30 protein-coding genes are annotated in these 23,899 nt (G+C 63.7%); 1 reads left to right on the top strand and 29 read right to left on the bottom strand.

Features of this window, described 5'->3' with window-relative positions; translation table 11 throughout:
• Positions 1-3 precede the first annotated feature (3 nt).
• From rplR to rplK, 27 genes are all read right to left on the bottom strand, one after another.
• Positions 4-366, bottom strand: a complete 363-nt coding sequence (gene rplR, locus VNC39_RS11510; protein WP_325399305.1) for a 50S ribosomal protein L18 — start codon at positions 364-366, stop codon at positions 4-6.
• Positions 366-899: a 50S ribosomal protein L6 gene (gene rplF, locus VNC39_RS11505; RefSeq protein WP_325399303.1), complete on the bottom strand. Its 534-nt coding sequence runs from the start codon at positions 897-899 to the stop codon at positions 366-368. Before rplF ends, rplR begins: the two co-directional genes overlap by 1 nt.
• A gap of 13 nt (positions 900-912) precedes the next feature.
• On the bottom strand, positions 913-1,311 hold the full coding sequence (gene rpsH, locus VNC39_RS11500; RefSeq protein ID WP_325399301.1) for a 30S ribosomal protein S8: 399 nt from the start codon (positions 1,309-1,311) through the stop codon (positions 913-915).
• 17 nt (positions 1,312-1,328) lie between these two features.
• Positions 1,329-1,634: a 30S ribosomal protein S14 gene (rpsN, locus tag VNC39_RS11495; protein ID WP_325399299.1), complete on the bottom strand. Its 306-nt coding sequence runs from the start codon at positions 1,632-1,634 to the stop codon at positions 1,329-1,331.
• A 69-nt stretch (positions 1,635-1,703) separates the two neighbouring features.
• Positions 1,704-2,264, bottom strand: coding sequence for a 50S ribosomal protein L5 (gene rplE, locus VNC39_RS11490; protein ID WP_325399297.1), 561 nt, complete (start codon positions 2,262-2,264; stop codon positions 1,704-1,706).
• A 10-nt stretch (positions 2,265-2,274) separates the two neighbouring features.
• The gene (gene rplX / locus VNC39_RS11485) at positions 2,275-2,595 is read right to left on the bottom strand and encodes a 50S ribosomal protein L24 (RefSeq protein WP_325399295.1); all 321 of its coding nucleotides are present in this window, start codon (positions 2,593-2,595) and stop codon (positions 2,275-2,277) included.
• Position 2,596: 1 nt separating this feature from the next.
• Positions 2,597-2,965: a 50S ribosomal protein L14 gene (gene rplN / locus VNC39_RS11480; protein WP_325399293.1), complete on the bottom strand. Its 369-nt coding sequence runs from the start codon at positions 2,963-2,965 to the stop codon at positions 2,597-2,599.
• 16 nt (positions 2,966-2,981) lie between these two features.
• Entirely contained in the window at positions 2,982-3,245 is a 264-nt protein-coding gene (gene rpsQ / locus VNC39_RS11475) for a 30S ribosomal protein S17 (protein WP_325399292.1), read from the bottom strand.
• A 9-nt stretch (positions 3,246-3,254) separates the two neighbouring features.
• The gene (gene rpmC, locus VNC39_RS11470) at positions 3,255-3,461 is read right to left on the bottom strand and encodes a 50S ribosomal protein L29 (RefSeq protein ID WP_325399329.1); all 207 of its coding nucleotides are present in this window, start codon (positions 3,459-3,461) and stop codon (positions 3,255-3,257) included.
• Position 3,462: 1 nt separating this feature from the next.
• The gene (rplP, locus tag VNC39_RS11465; RefSeq protein ID WP_325399290.1) at positions 3,463-3,879 is read right to left on the bottom strand and encodes a 50S ribosomal protein L16; all 417 of its coding nucleotides are present in this window, start codon (positions 3,877-3,879) and stop codon (positions 3,463-3,465) included.
• A gap of 13 nt (positions 3,880-3,892) precedes the next feature.
• The gene (gene rpsC, locus VNC39_RS11460) at positions 3,893-4,570 is read right to left on the bottom strand and encodes a 30S ribosomal protein S3 (RefSeq protein WP_325399288.1); all 678 of its coding nucleotides are present in this window, start codon (positions 4,568-4,570) and stop codon (positions 3,893-3,895) included.
• Position 4,571: 1 nt separating this feature from the next.
• Positions 4,572-5,021 carry a 50S ribosomal protein L22 gene (gene rplV, locus VNC39_RS11455; protein ID WP_325399286.1) on the bottom strand — a complete coding sequence of 150 codons (450 nt, stop codon included), beginning with the start codon at positions 5,019-5,021 and terminating at the stop codon, positions 4,572-4,574.
• Between the two features lie 2 nt (positions 5,022-5,023).
• The gene (rpsS, locus tag VNC39_RS11450) at positions 5,024-5,302 is read right to left on the bottom strand and encodes a 30S ribosomal protein S19 (protein ID WP_325399284.1); all 279 of its coding nucleotides are present in this window, start codon (positions 5,300-5,302) and stop codon (positions 5,024-5,026) included.
• A 3-nt stretch (positions 5,303-5,305) separates the two neighbouring features.
• Positions 5,306-6,139, bottom strand: coding sequence for a 50S ribosomal protein L2 (gene rplB / locus VNC39_RS11445; protein WP_325399282.1), 834 nt, complete (start codon positions 6,137-6,139; stop codon positions 5,306-5,308).
• 12 nt (positions 6,140-6,151) lie between these two features.
• Positions 6,152-6,448 carry a 50S ribosomal protein L23 gene (locus VNC39_RS11440; protein ID WP_413788789.1) on the bottom strand — a complete coding sequence of 99 codons (297 nt, stop codon included), beginning with the start codon at positions 6,446-6,448 and terminating at the stop codon, positions 6,152-6,154.
• A 14-nt stretch (positions 6,449-6,462) separates the two neighbouring features.
• Positions 6,463-7,077, bottom strand: coding sequence for a 50S ribosomal protein L4 (rplD, locus tag VNC39_RS11435; RefSeq protein ID WP_325399278.1), 615 nt, complete (start codon positions 7,075-7,077; stop codon positions 6,463-6,465).
• Positions 7,078-7,081: 4 nt separating this feature from the next.
• The gene (rplC, locus tag VNC39_RS11430; protein WP_325399276.1) at positions 7,082-7,756 is read right to left on the bottom strand and encodes a 50S ribosomal protein L3; all 675 of its coding nucleotides are present in this window, start codon (positions 7,754-7,756) and stop codon (positions 7,082-7,084) included.
• Positions 7,757-7,764: 8 nt separating this feature from the next.
• A complete protein-coding gene (rpsJ, locus tag VNC39_RS11425) occupies positions 7,765-8,073 on the bottom strand; it encodes a 30S ribosomal protein S10 (RefSeq protein ID WP_048878633.1) in 309 nt (102 codons plus the stop codon).
• Between the two features lie 39 nt (positions 8,074-8,112).
• Positions 8,113-9,300, bottom strand: a complete 1,188-nt coding sequence (tuf, locus tag VNC39_RS11420) for an elongation factor Tu (protein ID WP_325399272.1) — start codon at positions 9,298-9,300, stop codon at positions 8,113-8,115.
• Positions 9,301-9,340: 40 nt separating this feature from the next.
• On the bottom strand, positions 9,341-9,817 hold the full coding sequence (rpsG, locus tag VNC39_RS11415; protein ID WP_325399270.1) for a 30S ribosomal protein S7: 477 nt from the start codon (positions 9,815-9,817) through the stop codon (positions 9,341-9,343).
• A 14-nt stretch (positions 9,818-9,831) separates the two neighbouring features.
• Positions 9,832-10,203, bottom strand: coding sequence for a 30S ribosomal protein S12 (rpsL, locus tag VNC39_RS11410; RefSeq protein WP_183265836.1), 372 nt, complete (start codon positions 10,201-10,203; stop codon positions 9,832-9,834).
• A 503-nt stretch (positions 10,204-10,706) separates the two neighbouring features.
• Positions 10,707-14,867 (bottom strand): DNA-directed RNA polymerase subunit beta', encoded by a 4,161-nt coding sequence (gene rpoC, locus VNC39_RS11405; RefSeq protein WP_325399265.1) that lies wholly within the window; start codon positions 14,865-14,867, stop codon positions 10,707-10,709.
• A gap of 58 nt (positions 14,868-14,925) precedes the next feature.
• Complete coding sequence (rpoB, locus tag VNC39_RS11400; protein WP_325399263.1) at positions 14,926-19,113, bottom strand: DNA-directed RNA polymerase subunit beta; 4,188 nt, start codon at positions 19,111-19,113, stop codon at positions 14,926-14,928.
• A gap of 132 nt (positions 19,114-19,245) precedes the next feature.
• On the bottom strand, positions 19,246-19,629 hold the full coding sequence (gene rplL, locus VNC39_RS11395; RefSeq protein ID WP_325399261.1) for a 50S ribosomal protein L7/L12: 384 nt from the start codon (positions 19,627-19,629) through the stop codon (positions 19,246-19,248).
• Between the two features lie 93 nt (positions 19,630-19,722).
• Positions 19,723-20,247, bottom strand: a complete 525-nt coding sequence (gene rplJ, locus VNC39_RS11390) for a 50S ribosomal protein L10 (RefSeq protein WP_325399259.1) — start codon at positions 20,245-20,247, stop codon at positions 19,723-19,725.
• Between the two features lie 297 nt (positions 20,248-20,544).
• Positions 20,545-21,237, bottom strand: a complete 693-nt coding sequence (gene rplA, locus VNC39_RS11385) for a 50S ribosomal protein L1 (RefSeq protein WP_325399257.1) — start codon at positions 21,235-21,237, stop codon at positions 20,545-20,547.
• Positions 21,238-21,241: 4 nt separating this feature from the next.
• The gene (gene rplK / locus VNC39_RS11380; protein ID WP_325399255.1) at positions 21,242-21,676 is read right to left on the bottom strand and encodes a 50S ribosomal protein L11; all 435 of its coding nucleotides are present in this window, start codon (positions 21,674-21,676) and stop codon (positions 21,242-21,244) included.
• A gap of 160 nt (positions 21,677-21,836) precedes the next feature.
• Between rplK and pncA the strand changes: the two genes are divergently transcribed.
• Positions 21,837-22,454, top strand: coding sequence for a bifunctional nicotinamidase/pyrazinamidase (gene pncA, locus VNC39_RS11375; RefSeq protein ID WP_325399253.1), 618 nt, complete (start codon positions 21,837-21,839; stop codon positions 22,452-22,454).
• 146 nt (positions 22,455-22,600) lie between these two features.
• On the opposite strand, the gene VNC39_RS11370 is transcribed toward pncA, so the two are convergent.
• Both VNC39_RS11370 and VNC39_RS11365 read right to left on the bottom strand, forming a co-directional pair.
• Positions 22,601-23,152: a cold-shock protein gene (locus tag VNC39_RS11370; protein ID WP_325399251.1), complete on the bottom strand. Its 552-nt coding sequence runs from the start codon at positions 23,150-23,152 to the stop codon at positions 22,601-22,603.
• 233 nt (positions 23,153-23,385) lie between these two features.
• Positions 23,386-23,862, bottom strand: a complete 477-nt coding sequence (locus tag VNC39_RS11365; RefSeq protein WP_325399249.1) for a hypothetical protein — start codon at positions 23,860-23,862, stop codon at positions 23,386-23,388.
• Between the last annotated feature and the right edge of the window lie 37 nt (positions 23,863-23,899).

Below are 23,899 nucleotides of genomic sequence, written 5' to 3'. Positions count from 1 at the left end.
CTCCTAGAAGTCCAGGCCGCCCTCGCGGGCCGCCTCTGCCAAGGCTTTCACCCGGCCATGATAGAGATAAGACCCGCGGTCGAACACCACGGCGGTGACACCAGCGGCCTTGCAGCGCTCGGCGATCAGCTTGCCCACAGCGCCCGCGGCTTCCTTGTCGGCGCCGGTGCGCAGCGTGGTCTTGAGATCCTTGTCGAGCGTCGAGGCGGCCGCGAGCGTCCGGCCTGCCGCATCGTCGATGATCTGCGCGTAAATATGCTTGCCGGAGCGGAACACCGACAAACGCGGGCGGCCATTGGCCTTCTGCCGCAACTGATAGCGGAGACGCAGCTTGCGGCGCGTCTGCAGAGACAGATTTGTCGACATTACTTCTTCTTACCCTCTTTGCGGCGGATCGCCTCGCCCTCGAATTTCACGCCCTTGCCCTTATAGGGCTCCGGCGGACGGTAGCCGCGCAGCTCGGCGCAGACCTGACCCACGCGGCTCTTGTCCACACCTTCGACCTTGATCGCGGTCGGGCGCTCGCAGGTGATCTTGATCCCCGTCGGAATCTCGTAAACGATATCGTGCGAGAAGCCGAGATTGACCACCAGGTTCTTGCCCTGCACCGCAGCGCGGTAACCGGTGCCGGTGATCTCCAGCGTCTTCGAATAGCCGACGGACACGCCCTTCACCATGTTCGCGATGTTGGCACGGGTGGTGCCCCACATCATGCGCGCAGCGGCTTCCTGGGAGATCGGCGTGACCATGACCTTGTTGCCTTCGATCTTGGTCTCGACCTTGTCGGTCAGTTTGAGCGTGAGTTCGCCGAGCTTGCCCTTGGCGGTGAGGACATCGCCCGCCAGCGCCAGGGTGACGCCGGCCGGCACTTCAACGGGGTATTTGCCAACGCGTGACATTGCTTTCTCTCCCTTAGAAGACGCGGCAGAGAACTTCGCCGCCGACATTGGCGGCGCGGGCTTCAACATCGCTCATCACGCCGCGCGGCGTGGAGAGGATGGAGATACCCAAACCGGAATAGACGCGCGGCAGTTCCTTGATCTTGGAGTAGACGCGGCGGCCCGGACGGGACACGCGGCTGATCTCTTTGATCACCGGCTGGCCTTCACTGTATTTCAGCTCGATGCGCAGCTGGCTGACGCCGGCGCGGAGTTCCTCGCGGCTGAAGCCGCGGATGAAGCCTTCACGCTTGAGCACGTCCAGCACATTGGCGCGCAGATTGGAGGCCGGAGCCACGCACACGCTCAGGCGTGCGTGCTGGGCATTTCGGATGCGGGTGAGCATATCGCCCAGCGGATCGGACATCGACATGGTTTCGTCCTAACTCCTTACCAGCTGGCCTTGACGACACCGGGGATCTGCCCGGTGCTCGCCAGATCGCGGAACGCGATACGGCACAGCTTGAACTTGCGATAATTGCCGCGGGCGCGGCCGGTCAGCTCGCAACGCAGGCGCACGCGCACCTTGGCGCCGTTGCGCGGCAGCTGCGCCAGCTTCAGGCTCGCCTCAAAACGGTCTTCCACCGGCAGCGTGCGATCCATGATCGTCGCCTTCAGCGTCGCGCGCTTGTCCTTGTCGCGCGCCGCCATGCGTTCCCGCTTGCCGTTTCTGTTGACCTGCGATGTCTTAGCCATACTTTTGAAACCCCTCCGGAACCTGCTGGAACATCCCAGCCGTTTTCCAAACCTTCACAAACCGCCCGCTTACTTGGCGAACGGCAGATTAAACCCTTTGAGCAGCGCCTTGGCTTCGGCATCGGTCTTCGCACTGGTCACGAAGATGATGTCCATGCCGCGGATCGCGTCGACCTTGTCATAGACGATCTCAGGGAAAATGATCTGTTCCTTGAGGCCCATAGCAAAGTTGCCGCGCCCGTCGAACCCCTTATTATTGGGAATGCCACGGAAGTCGCGCACGCGCGGCAGGGCGATCGTCACCAGGCGGTCGAGGAATTCGTACATCCGCGCCTTGCGCAGCGTCACCTTGCAGCCGATCGGCAGGCCGGCGCGGATCTTGAAACCGGCGATCGCCTTCTTCGCGATCGTCTTGATCGGCTTCTGCCCGGAGATCAGCGTCAGCTCCGCCACGGCGGCGTCGAGCTTCTTCTGGTCGGCCGCGGCTTCGCCGACGCCCATGTTGATGACGATCTTTTCGAGGCTCGGCACCTCGAGCGGATTCTTATAGCTGAATTCCTTCAGCAGCTGCTCGCGCACCACATCCCGGTAGTAGGCCTGCAAGCGCGGCAGGGCTTTCGCTTCACTCATTGCGGCCTCCTCAGCCATCAATCGCCGTACCGCTCTTGCGAGCGACGCGAACTTTACGGCCACCATCGAGAACGCGGAAACCGACCTTGGTCGGCTTGTCCGTGCTCGGATCGATCAGCGCCAGTTTGGACATATGCAGAGCGGCTTCCTGCTCGACGATGCCGCCGGGCTGACCCATACCGCGCGGCTTGGTGTGGCGCTTGGCCACCGCCGCACCTTGCACGACCGCGCGCTGCTCCGTCGGCAGCACGCGCAGCACTTCGCCGCGCACGCCCTTGGAAGCGCCGGAAATCACCAGGACCTTGTCGCCCTTCTTGATACGAGCGGCCATGTTACAGCACCTCCGGCGCCAGGCTGACGATCTTCATGAACTTCTTGGCGCGCAGCTCGCGCCCCACGGGCCCGAAGATACGCGTGCCGATCGGCTCCATCTGCTTGTTGATCAGCACCGCGGCGTTGCGGTCGAAGCGGATGGCGCTGCCATCGGGACGGCGCACGGAGAACGCGGTGCGAACCACCACAGCCTGGTGCACGTCGCCCTTCTTCACCTTGCCACGCGGAATCGCATCCTTCACGGACACCACGATCACGTCGCCGACCGAAGCGGTCTTGCGCTTGGAGCCGCCGAGCACCTTGATGCACTGCACGCGGCGGGCACCCGAGTTGTCGGCGACGTCCAGATTGGACTCTACGATAATCATTCTTCTGCCCCTTCCCTCAGCCGGCCTGGCCGTCTGTGAGAGCGGAACCGTTGCGTTCGGTCACCACCCAGGTCTTGCGGCGGCTGATCGGCGCGCATTCCTCGATGCGCACCAGATCCCCCTCCACGCAAACATTCATCTCGTCATGCGCCGCATATTTCTTCGAGCGGCGAATGAACTTCTTGTACACCGGATGCATGATGCGACGCTCGACAAGGACGGTGATCGTCTTGTCCATCTTGTCGCTCACCACCCGGCCGGTCAGAACACGTTTCGGCATGGTACCCTCTTAACCCTTCACAGCCGAACGGGTCCGCTCGGCCAGAATCGTCTTCACCCGCGCAATGTCGCGCCGCACCGCACGAACGCGGCTGGTATTTTCCTGCTGCCCCGTGGCACGCTGGAAGCGCAGGTTGAACTGCTCCTTGCGCAGATCGAGGAGCATGGTGCTCAGTTCGTCCGGAGTTTTCGCCCGGATGTCGCTCGCGTTGGTCATCTCAGGCATCTCCAATCCGGGTGATGAACTTGGTCTTGATCGGGAGCTTGGCAGCACCCAGCGCCAGCGCCTCGCGGGCCAGCGGCTCGGCAACGCCGTCGATCTCGAACACGATGCGGCCGGGGTGCACGCGGGCCACCCAGAATTCCGGGCTGCCCTTGCCGGAGCCCATGCGCACTTCGGCGGGCTTGGTGGAAACCGGCAGGTCCGGGAAAATGCGGATCCACACGCGGCCGGCGCGCTTCATCGCGCGGGTGATGGCGCGACGGGCGGACTCTATCTGCCGCGCGGTCACCCGCTCCGGCTCCAGCGCCTTCAGGCCGAAGGCGCCGAAATTAAGCTGCGTATTGCCCTTGGCATTGCCGTGGATACGGCCCTTGTGAGCTTTACGAAACTTGGTACGCTTGGGGGACATCATGGTCGGTTAATCCTTAGCGCTGCGGTGCTTGCTCGGCCGCGCGCTTATCCTGCGCCAGCGGATCCTGCACCATGATTTCGCCCTTGAAGACCCAAACTTTCACGCCGCACGTGCCATAAGTCGTCTTCGCGGTGGCGGTGCCGTAATCGAGGTCGGCGCGCAGCGTATGCAGCGGCACGCGGCCTTCACGGTACCATTCGACGCGGGCAATCTCGGCGCCGCCGAGACGGCCGCCGCAGGTGATCTTGATGCCCTGCGCGCCCAGGCGCATCGCCGACTGCACGGCGCGCTTCATCGCCCGGCGGAAGGCCACGCGGCGCTCCAGCTGTTGCGCGATGTTCTCGGCCACCAGCGTCGCGTCGATCTCCGGCTTGCGGATCTCCATGATGTTGAGCGAGACATCGGCCTTGGCCATGCCCGACAGCTCCTTGCGCAGCGTGTCGATGTCCTGGCCCTTCTTGCCGATCACCACGCCCGGACGGGCGGCATAAATCGTCACGCGCGGCTTCTTCGCCGGGCGCTCGATGACCACCTTAGACACGCCGGCCTGCGCCAGCTTGGTGCGCAGATGGCTGCGCAGCTTCAGATCGTCATGCAGCAGCTTGGCGTAGTCCTTGCCGGCGTACCAGCGGCTGTCCCAGGTGCGGGTGATGCCGAGGCGCAAGCCGATCGGATTGATCTTGTGACCCATATTACGCGGCCTCCCCAGCGGATTTCGCAGTTTCAGACTTCTTATGACCCGGGCGAACATCGCGCATCGGCTTGGCCGCCGGCTCGCGCTCCTCGACCACGATCTTGAGGTGGCTGAACCACTTCTCCACGGTCGCGGAACGGCCGCGGCCACGGGCATGGAACCGCTTCATGTACATGCTGCGGCCAACCTCGGCGAGCTTGACGACGAGCTTGTCGACGTCGAGCTGGTGGTTGTTCTCGGCATTGGCGATCGCGCTTTCCAGTGTTTTCTTGACCTGCTTGGCGATGCGGCGCTTGCTGAAAGTGAGGTCGGCGAGCGCGCGCTCAGCCGGCAGGTTGCGGATGGTTTCCGCGACCAGGTTCAGCTTGCGCGGGCTGACACGCATATTGCGGGTGATCGCCTGAGCCTGGAAGTCTTCCAGACCACGGGCGGTTTTCGGTTTGCTCATGGTTAGCCCCGCTTCGCTTTCTTGTCCGCCGAGTGACCATGGAAGGTCCGGGTCGGGGAGAATTCACCAAACTTGTGGCCAACCATGTTCTCGCTCACCTGCACCGGCAGAAACTTCTTGCCGTTGTAGACACCGAAGGTCAGGCCGACGAATTGCGGCAGGATGGTCGAGCGGCGCGACCAGATCTTGATGATCTCGTTGCGGCCGGAGGCCCGGGAGGCTTCCGCCTTGCCCAACAGATACCCGTCGACGAACGGGCCTTTCCAAACAGAACGCGACATCGATCAGTCCTTCCGGCTCTTCGCGCGGCGGATGATGAGATCATCCGTACGTTTGTTGCTACGTGTCTTATAACCCTTGGTCGGCTGACCCCACGGCGTGACCGGATGACGGCCCGCGGAAGTCCGGCCCTCGCCACCGCCATGCGGGTGGTCGACCGGGTTCATCGACGTGCCGCGGTTATGCGGCTTGCGGCCCAGCCAGCGATTGCGACCGGCCTTGCCGATCTGCTCATTCTGGTGGTCGGCGTTGGACACCGCACCGATCGTCGCCATGCACTCGGCGCGCACCACGCGCAGCTCGCCGGACATCAGCTTGATCTGCGCATAGCCGCGGTCCTTGCCGACCAGCTGCGCGAAGGTGCCGGCCGAACGGGCCAGCTTGCCGCCGGCGCCGACCTTGAGCTCGATGTTATGGATGATCGTGCCCACGGGAATGGCCGAAAGCGGCATCGCGTTGCCCGGCTTGATGTCGACGCGCGCGCCCGACACCACCGGATCGCCGACCTTCAGGCGCTGCGGCGCCAGAATGTAGGACAGCTCGCCATCGGCATACTTGATCAGCGCGATGAAGGCCGTGCGGTTCGGGTCGTATTCCAGACGCTCGACGGTCGCGGCAACATCGTATTTGCGGCGCTTGAAGTCGACCAGACGGTACGCCTGCTTGTGTCCACCGCCGCGGAACCGGCTGGTGATGCGGCCGTGATTGTTGCGGCCGCCGGATGAGCTCTTACCCTCGGTGAGGCCCTTGACGGGCTTGCCCTTCCACAGCTCGCTGCGGTCGATCAGCACGGTGCCGCGAAGGCTGGCCGTGACGGGATTGAAATGTTTCAGTGCCATCGAACCGATGCCTTATGCCAGACCGGTGGTGAAATCGATGCTCTGGCCTTCCGCCAGAGTCACGAACGCCTTCTTCACGTCGGAGCGCACACCGGGGCGGCCTTTGAACCGCTTGGTCTTGCCCTTGGTGATCAGCGTGTTCACGCCGGTAACCTTCACGTTGAACAACCCCTCGACGGCCGCCTTGATCTCCAGCTTGGTGGCGTCGATCGCCACCTTGAACACGAACTGGTTCTTTTCGGAGAGCAACGTGCCCTTCTCGGTGATGTGCGGGGCGCGCACGACTTCGTACATGCGCTCCGGGGAAATCTTCACGGTGCTGCTCATGCCAGGCGCTCCTTCAAACCTTCGATGGCGGCCTTGGTGATCACCAGCACGTCATGCTGCACGATGTCGTACACATTCGCGCCGATCACCGGCAGAATATCCAGGCCATGCACGTTGCGGCTGGCAAGCAGGAATTTCTCCGCGACGGCGGTGTCGACGATCAGCGCCGAGCTCCAGCCGAACTTCTTCACCTTGGCGGCGACGTCCTTGGTCTTTTCCAGGGCGCCGACGGCATCCAGGATCACCAGCTTGCCCGCGGCGGCCTTCTGTGACAGCGCGGAAACCAGGCCGAGGCGGCGAACCTTCTTGTTCAGCGCATAGCCGTGGTCGCGCACGACCGGGCCATGCACGACGCCACCGGTGCGGAACTGCGGCGAACGCAGCGAACCCTGGCGGGCCCGGCCCGTGCCCTTCTGAGCATAGGGCTTGCGGGTGGTGCCGGAGACCTCACCCATGCCCTTGACCTTGTGCGTACCGGCGCGGCGCTTGGCCAGCTGCCAGTGAATCACGCGCGCCATGATGTCGGCGCGCGGGGTGACGCCGAAAATCTCGTCCGGCAGCTCAGCGCTGCCAGCGGCCTTCGCGTCAAAATCATAAACATCCAGTTTCATCGGCTCAGCCCTTCACCGCGGCAGGATAGGCGGCGTCAGCCGGCCGGGTTTTCTTCACAGCATCGCGCAACATTACATAGCCGCCCTTGGCGCCGGGAACCGCCCCGCGCACGAGGATGAGGTTGCGCGCCTCGTCGATGCCGGCGACCGTGAGGTTCAGCGTGGTCACGCGCTCCTGGCCGAGATGGCCGGCCATCTTCTTGTTCTTGAAGGTCTTGCCGGGGTCCTGGCGGTTACCGGTCGAACCGTGCGAACGGTGGCTGACCGACACGCCGTGGGTCGCTTCAAGACCGCGGAAGTTCCAGCGCTTCATGCCGCCGGCAAAGCCCTTACCCTTGGTAATGCCAGCCACGTCGACGAACTGGCCGACCTGGAAATGCGTCGCGGAAATAACCGCACCGGTTTCCAGCACGGCATCGTTGGCCACGCGGAACTCGACCAGCTTCTGTGCAGGCTCCACTTTCGCCTTCGCGAAATGGCCCTTCTGCGGCTTGGTCACGTTCTTCGCCTTGGCCTTGCCGATGCCCAGCTGCACCGCGGAATATCCATCGGTTTCAGCCGTGCGCGCCGCCACGACCCGCACCTCGTCGAGATGCAGCACCGTGACCGGCACGTGCGTGCCGTCATCTTTAAACAGCCGGGTCATCCCCAGCTTTTTTGCAATTACACCGGTACGCATAATTTCACCTAGATCTTGATTTCGACTTCGACGCCAGCGGCGAGGTCGAGCTTCATCAGCGCGTCCACGGTCTGCGGGGTCGGGTCAACGATATCCAGCAAGCGGCGATGGGTCCGGATTTCGAACTGTTCGCGGCTCTTCTTATCGATGTGCGGCGAACGGTTCACCGTGAACCGCTCGATATGGGTCGGCAACGGAATCGGCCCCCGCACCTGCGCACCCGTGCGCTTCGCCGTGTTGACGATGTCCTTCGTGCTGTTGTCCAGCACGCGGTGATCATACGCCTTCAAGCGAATACGGATATTTTGGTTGTCCATCTTAACTCAAACTCTTTTCACAGATACGGGGGACCGAACTTACTTCGTGATCTTGGCGACGACGCCCGAACCCACGGTGCGACCACCCTCACGGATGGCGAAACGCAGACCCTCATCCATGGCGATCGGCGCGATCAGCTCGACGTCAATCGCCACGTTGTCACCCGGCATGACCATCTCAGTGCCTTCCTGCAGGCTCACGACGCCCGTGACGTCGGTGGTGCGGAAGTAGAACTGCGGACGGTAGTTGGTGAAGAACGGGGTGTGACGGCCGCCTTCTTCCTTGGTCAGAATGTAAGCCTGGCCATGGAACTTGGTGTGCGGGGTGATCGAGCCCGGAGCCGAGAGAACCTGGCCGCGCTCGATGTCCTCGCGCTTGGTGCCACGCAGCAGCGCGCCGATGTTGTCGCCGGCTTCGCCCTGATCGAGCAGCTTACGGAACATTTCCACGCCGGTGACGGTGGTCTTGGTGGTCGCACGCAGACCGACAACCTCGACTTCGTCGCCAACCTTGATGATGCCGCGCTCGACGCGACCGGTGGCGACGGTGCCACGGCCGGAAATCGAGAACACGTCTTCAACCGGCATCAGGAACGGCTTGTCAACCGCGCGCTCCGGCTGCGGAATGTAGGCGTCGACCGCCTCCATCAGCTTCAGGACGGCCTGCTCGCCGATCTCCGGCTGCTTGTCTTCCAGGGCGCACACGGCGGAACCCTTGATGATGGGGATATTGTCGCCGTCGAAGCCGTACTTGGAGAGCAGCTCGCGGACTTCCATCTCCACCAGCTCGACCAGATCGGGGTCGGCGAGGTCCATCTTGTTCAGGAACACGACCAGCGCCGGCACGCCGACCTGACGGGCCAGCAGGATGTGCTCACGGGTCTGCGGCATCGGGCCGTCCGCGGCGGACACGACCAGGATCGCGCCGTCCATCTGCGCGGCGCCGGTGATCATGTTCTTCACGTAGTCGGCGTGGCCGGGGCAGTCCACGTGGGCATAGTGGCGGTTCGCGGTCTCGTACTCGACGTGAGCGGTGGAGATCGTAATACCGCGGGCGCGCTCTTCCGGCGCCTTGTCGATCTGGTCGTAGGCGGTGAAGGTGGCGCCGCCAACCTTCGCCAGCACCTTGGTGATCGCGGCGGTCAAGGACGTCTTGCCATGATCGACGTGGCCGATCGTGCCGATATTCAGGTGCGGCTTGGTCCGCTCAAACTTCGCTTTGGCCATTTGTTTGCTCCGTGCGGGCTAAAAACTAGAAATAACTAACTTACCAACGATAATGGCTGAAGGCCTTGTTCGCCTCGGCCATACGATGGGTGTCCTCACGCTTCTTGACCGCAGAACCGCGATTGTTCACCGCATCCTGCAACTCGTTCGAAAGCCGCTCTTCCATCGTGTGCTCGCCGCGCTTGCGGGCGGAGTCGATGATCCAGCGGATCGCCAGAGCCTGACGGCGCTCAGCGCGCACCTCCACAGGCACCTGATAGGTCGCACCACCGACGCGGCGGGACCGCACCTCAATCGCCGGCTTCACATTGTCCAGCGCCTCATGGAACAAACGCACCGGGTCGGCATTCGCCCCGCCACGCTTCTTCAGCACGTCCAGCGCGCCGTAGACGATGCCTTCGGCGGCGGATTTCTTGCCGTCATGCATCAGCACATTCATGAAGCGGCTGATCACGACATCCCCGAACTTCGCGTCCGGGAGAACTTCGCGCTTAACGGCGCGGCGGCGTCTGCTCATCTCTCTCTATCCTCTTACTTCGGCCGCTTCGCGCCATAGAGCGAACGGCGCTTGCGACGCTTCGGCAGGCCCTGCGTATCGAGCACGCCGCGCAGAATGTGATACCGCACACCCGGCAAGTCCTTGACGCGGCCGCCGCGGATCAGCACCACCGAGTGCTCCTGCAGGTTGTGGCCTTCGCCAGGAATGTAGCTCACCACCTCGAAACCATTGGTCAGGCGCACTTTGGCGACCTTACGAAGCGCCGAGTTCGGCTTCTTCGGAGTCGTCGTATAGACACGCGTGCAGACGCCGCGCTTCTGGGGGCACCCCTCGAGGGCCGGCACCTTATTCCGCTTCGGCGCGGGCTCGCGGCCTTTTGCGATCAACTGATTAATGGTCGGCATAGAACATCCTGCTTCGTGTGTTTCGCCCAGCGCCGGCATCGGCCTGCAGCGGAGTCATCCATAAAAAACGGCCGCAAGGCGGATTACTCCACCTTACGGAAATTCCTCCAGCACGCGGCCTTGGTTCCGGATCACCGGAACGGCGCCGCACGCGCCAGAATTTACGAACAACCCGCCGCCGCAAATATCGGCACTGCGAGAGCGCCTTCCTTAAGAGCGGGCTACCCCCAAGTCAAGCACTTCACGGACCCCATCGCTTGAAAAAACCCAGCCCGGACAAAAGATCATGGCTGTTTGCCGAGGGCTGCGTTCCAAACGTCAAACGGCGCCCACGGAGGGGCGCCGTTTGACGAAATAAGTAAGGAAGTGGGCGCTTTTTTGAAAAAAGCGCCGCAAAAACTTTTTTGAAACTGGGCCGGTGGCGGTGAAACCAGCACGGCCCAAGGTTAATAAAGTTTTTTTGCTACTTTTTGTTCACAAAAAGTAGCCCTTCCCTTGCTTTTCTACTCCGCCGCGAACTCCGGCTTGGCGATGGCCGGCCGCTGGCCGCCCAGAGCCTGCCGGTCGCGGCCCGCCGCCACCGAGCGCAGCCGGTTCATCACCGAGCCGGTACCGGCGGGGATGAGACGGCCGACGATGACGTTCTCCTTGAGACCGGAGAGCAGATCCATCTTGCCGGCGGTCGCCGCCTCGGTGAGCACCCGAGTCGTCTCCTGGAAGGAGGCCGCGGAGATGAAGCTCTGCGTCTGCAGGCTCGCCTTGGTGATGCCGAGCAGCACCGGCAGCGCGACCGCGCGGCGCTCGTCCTCGCCGAGCTTCTCGTTCTCGATGTCGAACTCCACCCGGTCGACCAGCTCGCCCACCAGGAAGGTGGTGTCGCCGGCTTCCGTGATCTCCACCTTCTGCAGCATCTGGCGCACGATCACTTCGATATGCTTATCGTTGATCTTCACGCCCTGCAGCCGGTAGACGTCCTGGATTTCGTTCACCAGGTAGTCGGACAGCGCCTCCACGCCGAGGACGCGGAGAATGTCGTGCGGCACGCGCGGGCCGTCGACCAGCGGGTCGCCCTTGCGGACATAGTCGCCCTCCTGCACCGAGACGTGCTTGCCCTTCGGAATCAGATACTCGGTCTCTTCCTGGGTTTCGTCGTTCTTGACGATGACCCGGCGCTTGGCCTTGTAATCCTTGCCGAATTCCACCCGCCCGTCGATTTCCGCGATGATCGCGTGATCCTTCGGACGGCGCGCCTCGAACAGCTCCGCCACGCGCGGCAGACCGCCGGTGATGTCGCGGGTCTTGGAGCCCTCGCGGGGGATACGCGCCAGCACGTCGCCGTCGGCCACCATCGCGCCCGGCTCGACCGAGAGGATCGAGTCCGGCGTGAGGAAGTAGCGGGCCTCGGCGCCGTTGGCCAGGCGCACGATCTCGCCATTGGCGTCCTTCAGCAGCAGGCGGGGACGCAGATCCGCGCCGCGCGCCGACTGCTTGTAGTCCACCACCACCTTTGAGGTGAGGCCGGTGACTTCGTCGGTGCGCTCGACCAGGGTGATGCCTTCGATGAGGTCGGCATATTCCACCATACCCGCGCGCTCGGTGATGATCGGCAGGGTGTACGGGTCCCACTCGGCCAGCTTCTGGGTCCGCGTGACCTCGGCGCCGTCATCGACCAGCAGGCGCGCGCCGTAGGGCACGCGGAAGCGGGCGCGTTCGCGCTTCGCCGCGTCGGTGATGATGACCTCGCAGTTGCGGCTCATCACCACGGGGACGCCCTGGCTGTTCTTCACCACGTTGCGGTTGCGGATGGTGATCGTGCCGTCATGGCTGGCTTCCACATTCGACTGCTCGGCGCCACGCTGCGCCGCGCCGCCGATATGGAAGGTGCGCATGGTCAGCTGCGTGCCGGGCTCGCCGATCGACTGCGCGGCGATCACGCCGACCGCCTCGCCGACATTCACCGGCGTGCCGCGGGCCAGATCGCGGCCATAGCACTTGCCGCAAACGCCGATCTTGGTGTCGCAGGTCAGCACCGAGCGGATTTTCACCGTCTCGACCCCGGCCTTCTCGATGCGCTCGGCCTGCGGCTCCTCGATCAGCGTGTTCGCCGGAACGATGACCTGGCCGGTGGCATGATCCACCACATCGGCCGCGGTGGTGCGGCCCAGCACGCGCTCGGCCAGGCTGGAGACCACCTCGCCGCCATCCATGACGGCGCTGACGGTCAGGCCGCGCTCGGTGCCGCAATCATCCTCGATGATGATGCAGTCCTGCGCCACGTCGACCAGACGGCGAGTCAGGTAACCGGAGTTCGCGGTCTTCAACGCAGTGTCCGCGAGGCCCTTGCGGGCGCCGTGGGTCGAGTTGAAGTAGTCGAGAACCGAGAGGCCTTCCTTGAAGTTGGCGATGATCGGCTGCTCGATGATCTCGCCCGAAGGCTTGGCCATCAGGCCGCGCATGCCGGCGAGCTGCGACATCTGCGCCGGCGAGCCGCGCGCGCCGGAATGGCTCATCATCCACACCGCATTGGTCGGCTTGCCGGTCTCCTGCTTGGAGATCTCCGCCATCATGGCCTTGGCGACCAGGTCCTTACAGCGCGACCAGGCGTCCACCACCTTATTGTAGCGTTCGCCGGCGGTGATCAGGCCGTCCTGATATTGCTGCTCGAACTCGCGCACTTCCGCCTGGGTCGCGGCGACGAGGCCGGCCTTGGTGTCGGGGATGCGCATATCGTCCTTGCCGAAGGAGATGCCGGCCCGCGCCGCGTGGCGGAAACCGAGGCCCATCATGCGGTCGCAGAAAATAACCGCCTCCTTCTGCCCGCAATGGCGGTACACCAGATCGATCACGTCGGAGACGTTCTTCTTGGTCAGCATGCGGTTGACCACGGAGAACGGCACGTTCGCGTTCAGCGGCAGCAACTGCCCGATCAGCATGCGGCCCGGCGTGGTCACGACGATGCTGGTCTTCTTCACGCCGTCATGGCCGACCGACAGGACCCGCGCGCGGATCTTCTGGTGCAGCTTGAGGGCGCCGGCCGAGAGCGCGAACTCGATCTCGGACACCGTGCCGAAGGCCGGGGCCTCCTCATCCTTGGCGGCGACGAATTCCGCGGTCTCCAGCGACAGGTAGTAGAGCCCGAGCACGATGTCCTGGCTGGGCACGATGATCGGCTTGCCGTTCGCGGGCGAGAGGATGTTGTTGGTCGACATCATCAGCACGCGGGCTTCGAGCTGCGCTTCGACCGAGAGCGGCACGTGCACGGCCATCTGATCGCCGTCGAAATCCGCGTTGAAGGCGGTGCAGACCAGCGGGTGCAGCTGGATCGCCTTGCCTTCGATCAGGATCGGCTCGAACGCCTGGATGCCCAGGCGGTGCAGGGTCGGGGCGCGGTTCAGCATCACCGGATGCTCGCGGATCACCTCTTCGAGAATATCCCAGACCTCGGGACGCTCCTTCTCGACCATGCGCTTGGCAGCCTTGATGGTCGTGGCCAGGCCGTATTTTTCCAGCTTGGCGTAGATGAACGGCTTGAACAGCTCGAGCGCCATCTTCTTCGGCAGGCCGCATTGGTGGAGCTTCAGCTCCGGACCCACGACGATGACCGAACGGCCGGAATAGTCGACGCGCTTGCCGAGCAGGTTCTGGCGGAACCGGCCCTGCTTGCCCTTCAGCATGTCGGAAAGCGACTTCAGCGGGCGCTTGTTGGTGCCGGTGATGGCACGGCCGCGGCGGCCGTTATCAAACAGCGCGTCCACCGATTCCTGCAGCATGCGCTTTTCGTTGCGCACGATGATGTCCGGCGCGCGCAGCTCCATCAGCCGCTTCAGGCGGTTGTTGCGGTTGATCACGCGGCGATACAGATCGTTGAGGTCGGAGGTGGCGAAGCGCCCGCCATCCAGCGGCACCAGCGGGCGCAGCTCGGGCGGGATCACCGGCACCACGTCGAGCACCATCCATTCCGGATGCGTGCCCGAATCGAGGAAGTTCTCGACCAGTTTCAGGCGCTTGACCAGCTTCTTGCGCTTGGTCTCGCTGTTGGTCTCCTTGAGCTCGGTGCGCATGCGGGCGCGGTCCTCGGCCAGGTCGATGCCGATCAGGATCTGCTTGATCGCCTCGGCGCCGATGCCGGCGCGGAACCCGTCCTCGCCGAACTCGTCCTGCTTGTTATAAAGCTCGTCCTCGGAGATGAGCTGGTGCAGCTTGAGGTCGGTCGTGCCCGGCTCGAGCACGATGTAGCTCTCGAAATACAGCACCTTCTCGACGTCTTTGAGCGTCATATCCAGCATCGTCGCGATGCGGCTCGGCAGCGACTTCAAAAACCAGATATGCGCGACCGGGGAGGCCAGCTCGATATGGCCCATGCGCTCGCGGCGCACCTTGGCGAGCGTGACTTCCACGCCGCATTTCTCGCAGATGATGCCGCGGAACTTCATCCGCTTGTACTTGCCGCACAGGCACTCGTAATCCTTGATCGGGCCGAAGATGCGGGCGCAGAACAGGCCGTCGCGCTCCGGCTTGAAGGTGCGGTAATTGATGGTTTCGGGTTTCTTGATCTCACCGTAGGACCAGCTGCGGATCTGCTCCGGAGAGGCGATCTGGATCTTGATCTGATCGAAAGTCGCCGCCTGACCGGTCTGGCCAAGGATCTTCATTAAATCGTTCATCGTTCATCACCCTTAAACTGCCGGATGCGGTGTGGGCGCCCGCACCCGGCAAAATGATTCAGGTCGCGCTCTGTTCCAGGTCGACGTTGAGGCCCAGGGATTTCAGTTCCTTGAGCAGCACGTTGAAGCTTTCGGGGATGCCGGCCTCGAAATTGTCCTGCTCGCGGACGATCGCCTCGTAGACCTTGGTGCGGCCGGAGACGTCGTCGGACTTCACGGTCAGCATTTCCTGCAGCGTGTAGGCGGCGCCGTAAGCCTCGAGCGCCCAGACCTCCATCTCGCCGAAGCGCTGGCCGCCGAACTGCGCCTTGCCGCCCAGCGGCTGCTGGGTGACGAGGCTGTACGGGCCGATCGAACGGGCATGGATCTTGTCGTCGACCAGATGGTGCAGCTTCAGCATGTACATGTAGCCGACAGTGACCTTGCGCTCGAACGGCTCGCCGGTGCGCCCGTCGATCAGGGTCGACTGGCCGGACATGTCCAGCCCGGCTTTCGCCAGCATCGCCTCGATGTCGGGGATGCGCGCGCCGTCGAACACCGGGGTGGCGATCGGCACGCCCTTGCGCAGATTGCCGCCGAGCTCGAGCAGCTCCTTGTCATCCATGCCGGCGATCTGCGCGGCATAGACTTCCTCGCCGTAGGCTTCCTTCAGCAGCTCCAGCAGCTCCTGCTTGGCGGCACCGCTGCGGCGATATTCCTCGACCGCCGCGCCAACCTGCTTGCCGAGATTGGCGCAGGCCCAGCCCAGATGCACTTCCAGGATCTGCCCGACATTCATGCGGCTCGGCACGCCGAGCGGGTTGAGCACGAGGTCGACCGGCGTGCCGTCTTCCAGGAACGGCATGTCCTCGACCGGCACAACCCGCGAGACCACACCCTTGTTGCCGTGGCGGCCGGCCATCTTGTCGCCCGGCTGCAGCTTGCGCTTCACCGCGACGAACACTTTGACCATCTTCATCACGCCGGGCAGCAGCTCGTCGCCGCGCTGCAGCTTCTCGACCTTGCTCTCGAAACGGTCCTGCAGGCGCTTCACGGCGGCATCGAATTCCCGCTTGAGGATTTCGATGTTCGCCATCACCGCGTCGTCCTGGACGACGACGTTGCGCCAGGCGCCGCGCGGATGCTCCGCCAGCACTTCGGCGGTCAGCTCGGTGCCGGCCTTGATGCCCTTGAAACCGGACCCGGCGGTCTGGCCCAGCAAGGTCTCCTGCAGGCGGTTCAGGAAGGAACGCTCCTGAATCGCGCGCTCGTCGTCGCGGTCCTTGGCCAGGCGCTCGATCTCCGCGCGCTCAATCGCCAGAGCGCGCTCGTCCTTGTCCACGCCGCGGCGGTTGAACACGCGCACATCCACCACCGTGCCGACCGTGCCGGGCGGCAGCTTGAGCGAGGTGTCACGGACGTCGGACGCCTTTTCACCGAAGATCGCGCGCAGCAGCTTCTCTTCCGGCGTCATCGGGCTCTCGCCCTTCGGCGTCACCTTGCCGACCAGAATGTCGCCCGGATTCACCTCGGCGCCGATATAGACGATGCCCGCCTCGTCGAGGTTGCGCAAAGCTTCCTCGCCGACATTGGGAATGTCGCGCGTGATCTCTTCCTGGCCGAGCTTGGTGTCGCGGGCCATGACCTCGAATTCCTCGATGTGAATCGAGGTGAAGACGTCGTCACGGGCGATCCGTTCGGAGATCAGGATGGAGTCTTCGAAATTATAGCCGTTCCAGGGCATGAACGCGCACAGCGCGTTGCGGCCCAGCGCCAATTCGCCGAGTTCGGTCGACGGGCCGTCGGCGATGATGTCGCCGGCCGCCACGCGGTCGCCCACACGCACCAGCGGCCGCTGGTTGATGCAGGTGCTCTGGTTGGAACGCATGTACTTACGCAGGCGATAGATATCGACGCCCTGGGTCGTGCCGTCCTCGGCCGTCGCCCGCACCACGATGCGCGCGCCGTCGATCTGGTCGATGATGCCGGCGCGCTTGGCGACGATGGTGGCGCCCGAATCCCGGGCCACGGCGGCCTCCATGCCGGTGCCGACGATCGGCGCGTCGGACTGGATCAGCGGCACCGCCTGGCGCTGCATGTTCGAGCCCATCAGCGCGCGGTTGGCGTCGTCGTTCTCCAGGAACGGAATCAGCGCCGCGGCCACCGAGACCAGCTGCTTCGGCGACACGTCGACCGCAGTGACGTCTTCCGGCTTGACCAGGAGGAAGTCGCCGTTGCGGCGCACCGAGACCAGATCGTCGGTAAACTTGCCGTCGGTATCCTTCTTGGCGTCGGCCTGAGCCACCGTGAGGCGCTCTTCCTCCATGGCGGAGAGATACTTCCACGAAGGCTGCACCACGCCATCCTTCACCAGCTGATACGGCGTCTCGATGAAGCCGTATTTGTTCACCTTGGCGTAGGTGGCCAGCGAGTTGATCAGCCCGATGTTCGGGCCTTCCGGCGTTTCGATCGGGCAGATGCGGCCGTAATGCGTCGGGTGCACGTCGCGCACCTCGAAGCCGGCGCGCTCGCGGGTCAGACCGCCCGGCCCGAGGGCCGAGAGACGGCGCTTATGCGTGACCTCGGAGAGCGGATTGGTCTGGTCCATGAACTGGCTGAGCTGCGAGGAGCCGAAGAACTCGCGCACCGCGGCGGCGGCGGGCTTCGCGTTGATCAGGTCATGCGGCATCACGCTGTCGATATCGACCGAGCCCATGCGCTCGCGGATCGCGCGCTCCATGCGGAGCAGGCCGACGCGGTACTGGTTCTCCATCAGCTCGCCGACCGAACGCACGCGCCGGTTGCCGAGATTATCGATGTCGTCGATCGCGCCGCGGCCGTCCTTCAGCTCGCACATGATCTTGATGGTGCGCAGAATGTCGTCCTTGCGCAGGGTGCGGACCGTGTCCGGGGCGTCCACGCCCAGGCGCATGTTCATCTTCACGCGCCCCACGGCCGACAGATCGTAGCGGTCGGCGTCAAAGAACAGCCCCCTGAACAGGGCCTCGGCGGTCTCCGAGGTCGGCGGCTCGCCGGGGCGCATGACGCGGTAAATGTCGATCAGCGCGTCCTCGCGGTTGGCGTTCTTGTCCGCCGCCAGGGTATTGCGCAGCCACGGGCCGTTGGTCTGGTCGATCGCCAGCGTCGGCAGCTCGTCGATGCCCTTGGCCTCGAGCTGCGCCAGCTTCTGCTCGGTCAGCTCATCGCCGGCCTCGGCGAAAATTTCGCCGGTCTCGGGGTCGTACATATCGACCGCGACGAAACGGCCCAGCATGTCGGTGCGGGCGACCAGCACGCTCTTGGTCTTCTCGGCGATCTTGCGCACCACGCGCGCGGTCAGTTTCTCGTCGCTCTTGGCCACGACCTCGCCGGTATCGGCGTCGACCAGATCATCGATGAGCTTCTGGTTGCGGAAGGACTCGGCCTCGAACGGCCGGGCCCATTGCCCGTTTTTCGCGGAATACACGACCTGGCCATAGAAGAAGCCCAGGATTTCCTCGGCGTCCATGCCCTTGATCTCGCCCAGCTCAAGCGCCTCGCCCTTGGCTTCGCGAGCTTCACGCAGCGCCTGGGTGGCGGCGCTGGGCAGCGCATAAAGCAGCGTGGTGGCCGGCAGCTTGCGCTTGCGGTCGATGCGCACATAAACGATGTCCTTGGCGTCGAATTCGAAATCGAGCCAGGAGCCGCGATACGGAATCACGCGCGCGGTAAAAAGATACTTGCCGGATGAGTGCGTCTTGCCGCGGTCATGATCGAAGAACACGCCCGGGCTGCGATGCATCTGCGACACGATCACGCGCTCGGTGCCGTTCACGACGAAGGTGCCGTTATCGGTCATCAGCGGCATGTCGCCCATGTATACGGGCTGCTCCTTGATGTCGCGGATCGACTTCGCGCCGGTATCCTCGTCCAGGTCCCAGACGATGAGGCGCAGAATCACCTTCAGCGGGGCGGCATAGGTCATGCCGCGCTGGATGCATTCCTCGACGTCGTATTTCGGCTCTTCCAGTTCGTAATAGACGAACTCAAGCCGGCCGCGGCCGGCGAAATCGTCGATCGGGAAGACCGATTTGAAAACTTCCTGAAGCCCGGAATTGGTGCGCGCATCCGGCTTCACATGCATCTGCAGAAACGAATCGTAGCTCGCGCGCTGCACATCGATCAGATTGGGCATCGGGGCGACTTCGGGGATCCGCCCGAAGCTTTTGCGGATACGCTTCCGTCCGGTGAAAGACCCTTTGCCAAGACCACCATTGATCGCGTTCATCGCATCACCCTCGCGTAAAAATTCAGCTCAGTCGTACTAAAAACAGCCGGCAGGCGACTACCCAAGCGGTAATCGCCTGCCCTTTAGGCGGTATGCACGTCGCGGCCCATCAGGCCGCGACGGGGAAGAAAGTTACTTGATCTCGACAGTCGCGCCCTGCTCTTCCAGCGTCTTCTTGATCGCGGCAGCCTCGTCCTTGGTCGCGTTTTCCTTGACCGTCTTCGGCGCGCCCTCGACCAGGTCCTTGGCTTCCTTCAGGCCCAGGCCGGTGATCGTGCGGATTTCCTTAATCACGTTGATCTTCTTGTCGCCGCCATTGGCGAGGATCACCGTGAACTCGGTCTGCTCGTCCGCGGCAGCGGCGGCAGCGCCGCCACCAGCCGCCGGGGCGACCGCAACGGCCACCGGCGCGGCAGCGGAAACGCCCCACTTCTCTTCCAGCAGCTTGGAGAGTTCAGCGGCTTCGAGGACGGTCAGCTTGGAAAGCTCTTCAACCAGATTAGCTAGATCAGCCATTGTAAATGTCTTTCATGTAAGTAGGCTTTGATTGGTTTTACTGCAAGCCCGCACCGCGCGGCCCTGCGTTCTGCGACAAGCTTGGCGAAGCCGTCAGGCCGCGCTGCTCTTGTTGGCATCGGCGTAAGCCGCAAAAACCCGTGCAAGCTGTCCGGCCGGAGCCTGGAGCACGCCGGCAATCCGCGTCGCCGGGGTGTTGAGCATCCCCAGCAGCTTGGCGCGCAGCGAGTCCAGCGACGGCAGTTCGGCCAGGGCTTTCACGCCGGATACATCGAGTACCTGCGTGCCCAGCGAACCACCGAGCAGAACGAACTTGTCATTGGTTTTGGCGAACTCGACGGCTGCTTTCGCGACCGCGACCGGGTCTTTCGACCAAGCGATCGCCGTCGGGCCCTTCATCATGGGCTTCAGACCGTCAAACCGGGTGCCATCGAGAGCAAGCAAAGCCAGACGATTCTTCGCAACTTTGAAGCTCGCCCCCGCCTGGCGCATCTTCCGGCGCAGATCCGTGACGTCAGCCACCGTCATCCCCTCGTTGCGGGTGACGACAACCATCGACGTCTCGGCGAACACCGTAGACAGCTCAGCGACGAATTCACGCTTCTCTATGCGATCCACATCCGTCTCCAACTTGCGACGGCACGGAAAATCCCCCGCGCCGCCAGGTTACCCAAGATGCCCGGGACCACCCCGGAACATCGCTCGCCTGTCCATCGTCAGAACCAAAGCCCTTGCATGAGCAAAGTCTTGTGGCACCTCGTCTACCGTGTGCGGGGGCAATCCCCTTCAATCCCCGACGAGGGGGAACATCCGGTCTCGGACAGGTTTCGGCAGGATTTTACCCCTGCCTGCCCGCCGCGACTTGAGGCCGCGGCGTATCTCTTCAGAACCGGCGCCCGCGGGCGCCGAGAAAAATCAGGCGTTGACGGAAGCGACGTCGACGCGAATGCCGGGGCCCATGGTCGAGGTAATGGCGACCTTCTGCAGATAGACGCCCTTGGCGCCCGACGGCTTGGCCTTCTGCACCGCATCGACCAGCGCCTTGGCATTCTCGACCAGCTTGACCTCGTCAAAGCTCGCCTTGCCGATGCCGGCATGAACGATACCCGCCTTCTCGGCGCGGAACTCGACCTGGCCGGACTTGGCGGCGCTCACCGCGCCCTTCACATCCATGGTCACGGTGCCGAGCTTGGGGTTCGGCATGAGGCCGCGCGGCCCGAGGATCTTACCCAGACGGCCGACCAGAGCCATCATGTCCGGGGTGGCGATGCAGCGATCGAACGCGATCTCGCCGGCCTGTACCTTCTCGGCCAGATCATCGGCGCCCACCACATCGGCGCCGGCGGCCAAAGCCTCTTCCGCCTTCGCGCCGCGGGCGAACACGCCGACGCGCAGGGTCTTGCCGGTGCCGTTCGGCAGCGAGATCAGGCCACGGACCATCTGGTCGGCATGACGCGGATCGATGCCCAGATTCAAGGAGATCTCGATCGTCTCGTCGAACTTCGCCTTGGCATTGGCCTTGGCCAGCGCCACGGCCTCGGTCAGGGCATAAGCCTTGTTGCGATCCACAGTGGCGCGCGCCGCGGCCAAACGCTTGTTATGTGCCATCGGATCAGCCCTCCACCACGGTGACGCCCATCGAACGGGCAGAGCCAATCAGCATGCGCACGGCAGCGTCCTCGTCATTGGCGTTCATATGAATCATCTTCGTCTTGGCGATCTCGTGCAGCTGCGCCATCGTCACCTTGCCGACCGCGGCACCCTTGCCCGGGGTGGTCGTGCCCTTGGCGATGCCCGCCGCCTTCTTCAGGAAGTAGGTGTTGGGCGGGGTCTTCATGATGAAGCTGAAGGTACGGTCGCCGAACGCGGTGATCACCACTGGCACCGGCATGCCGGGCTCCATGCCCTGCGTCGCAGCGTTGAATTCCTTCACGAACTGCATAATGTTCAGGCCACGCTGACCGAGGGCCGGACCGACCGGCGGCGAAGGATTTGCCTTGCCCGCGGGGATCTGCAGCTTGATATAGCCGACAATCTTCTTTGCCATTTCTGGCTCCTTCATCCTTTGGCAAACGCCAACGGACCGCGGTTCAACCGACCAGGCGACACCTTCGCCCGATCTCCCGCGTTCCTGAGGGGCGGAGCCTTACCCCATCGCGCGCCCCCCTGTCTAGCACCCCACCCGGTTTTTGCGCATATAAGCAGGCATGCAAAACAATACCGCTTTGCTCGTGGTCGACGTCCAGAACGATTTTTGCCGCGGCGGCGCCCTCGCCGTCCCTGAGGGCGAGGCCGTCGTGCCCCTGGTCAACCGCATCGCCCGGAAATTCGCCACCGTGGTCCTCACCCAGGACTGGCACCCGGCGGATCACACCTCGTTCGCCGCCAACCATCCGGGGGCCAAACCGTTCGAGACGGTCCCGATGCCCTATGGCGCGCAAACGCTGTGGCCGACGCATTGCGTGATGGCGAGCCCGGGGGCGGCGCTGCATCCGGCCCTCGACATTCCTCACGCGGCGACGATCCTCCGCAAAGGGCTGCAGCGCCATGTCGACAGCTATTCCGCGTTCCTCGAGGCCGACCGGGTCACCCGCACCGGGCTGGACGGGTTCTTCGCCGCGCGGGGCATCACGGACATCTATGTCGCCGGCCTGGCGACGGATTTCTGCGTCGCCTGGTCGGCCGAGGACGCGCAGAAATTCGGGTTCCGCGCCACGGTGATCGAAGATGCCTGCCGCGCCATCGACCTGAACGGGTCGCTCGAACAGGCCTGGCAGCGCCTGACGGCGGCAGGCGTCCGCCGCACTTCCTCAGGCGACTTATAACAAGGAAGGAAGTGCTACTTTTTGTGAACAAAAAGTAGCAAAAAACTTTATTAATCTGGGCCGTAGCGGTTTCAGCGCCACGGGCCCAGCCCCCAAATGAGACGGACCCGCCACAGCGAGCCCGTCTGCCATTCAATCGACGAAACTCAGTCGACGCTGATCGAGCTGACTTCCGGCCCCTTGGCGCCTTGCACGACGTTCATGCGCACGGCCTGACCTTCCTGCAGCGGCGGCAGACCGGCCTGCTCCAGCGCGGTGGCGTGCACGAACACGTCCTTGCCGCCGCTCTGCGGGCTGATGAAGCCGAACCCCTTGGTGGCATTATACCATTTCACGGTGCCGGTCATTTCCACGGCCGGGCCGGTCGCCTGCTGGCGCGGCGGGCGCGGGCCGGAACGCGGACGATCGAAACCGCCCCCGAAGCTACGCGCCGGGGCTTCGCCCTCGGTCACCGAGATCACCTGGTCGACCTGACGGCCCTTCTGGCCCTGGCCGACGCGCACCTGCAGAATGGAACCGGGCGTCACCGCCTGGTAGCCGGCGTTCTGCAGCGAGTTGGCGTGCAGAAACACGTCGCCCGAACCATCGGCCATCTCAACGAAACCAAACCCTTTGTCAGGATTGTACCATTTGACGGTGGCCTTCGCCTCGGGCGATGAGGACATCGACGTGGACCCGAACCCTGAAAAGGACGGCATGGGCGGGGTGTTGCCATAGAAATTATCGTCGTCGAAACCGCGGCGGCGGGGCCGTTGGCGGTCGTTCTTGGGGGGTCGCACTATAAAAAAAGTCCTCTGCAATCGTTCAAGGCATCCGGCCAACGCCAGATAAAGGAAGCATAGGCCAGCGTCGCACGTCCTTCAATCCCGAAATGCGGGAGGGCGCGGCGATTCGTGCCCATGCGGTCTTCAATCTTTCCAAAACATTACGATTATCCGCCGGTCGGAACCCGCAACAACATTGAGCGGTAGTCCGCATCGGAAACGAGAATGCCGGTTTCACCGCCGGCACAGGCTTGCCCGGGCGCGGTCGGCCCGCCGGCCCAGGACAGCATGACGCCGTCAGCGCGCACCGCCAGCACCGCGAAACTGCCGCCCGTCCGTGCCATATATTTGATGTCGAGCTGACAGGCGTGGCCTGGCGCGGCAAACGCGTCGGACAGGTCATGCGCCTTCATCACATTCACGCCAGCAATCCAGTTGGTGGTCCGCTCGACGGGAACGATGTCGCCGGGCATGGCCACCTGCGGCGACTGGGCGACCGCGGCGGACACCAAACGGGCCGCCGTCACGAAGGTCAACCCCAGCAACACAGTATCAAACAACCGGCGTGAGCCGAACAAGCGGCGCCATGAATTCTGGCGCGCCGCCGGCCGCGACTTGCGGGGCCGGTTGGAGAAACGCAGCATTAAAACCTCAGTAGCAACGAGGCCCATGTAACCCGTC

This window comes from Acidocella sp., assembly GCF_035535915.1.
Taxonomy (GTDB): domain Bacteria; phylum Pseudomonadota; class Alphaproteobacteria; order Acetobacterales; family Acetobacteraceae; genus Acidocella.
Note: the sequence above shows the minus strand (reverse complement) of the source record. Positions and strands in the feature narration are given on the sequence as shown.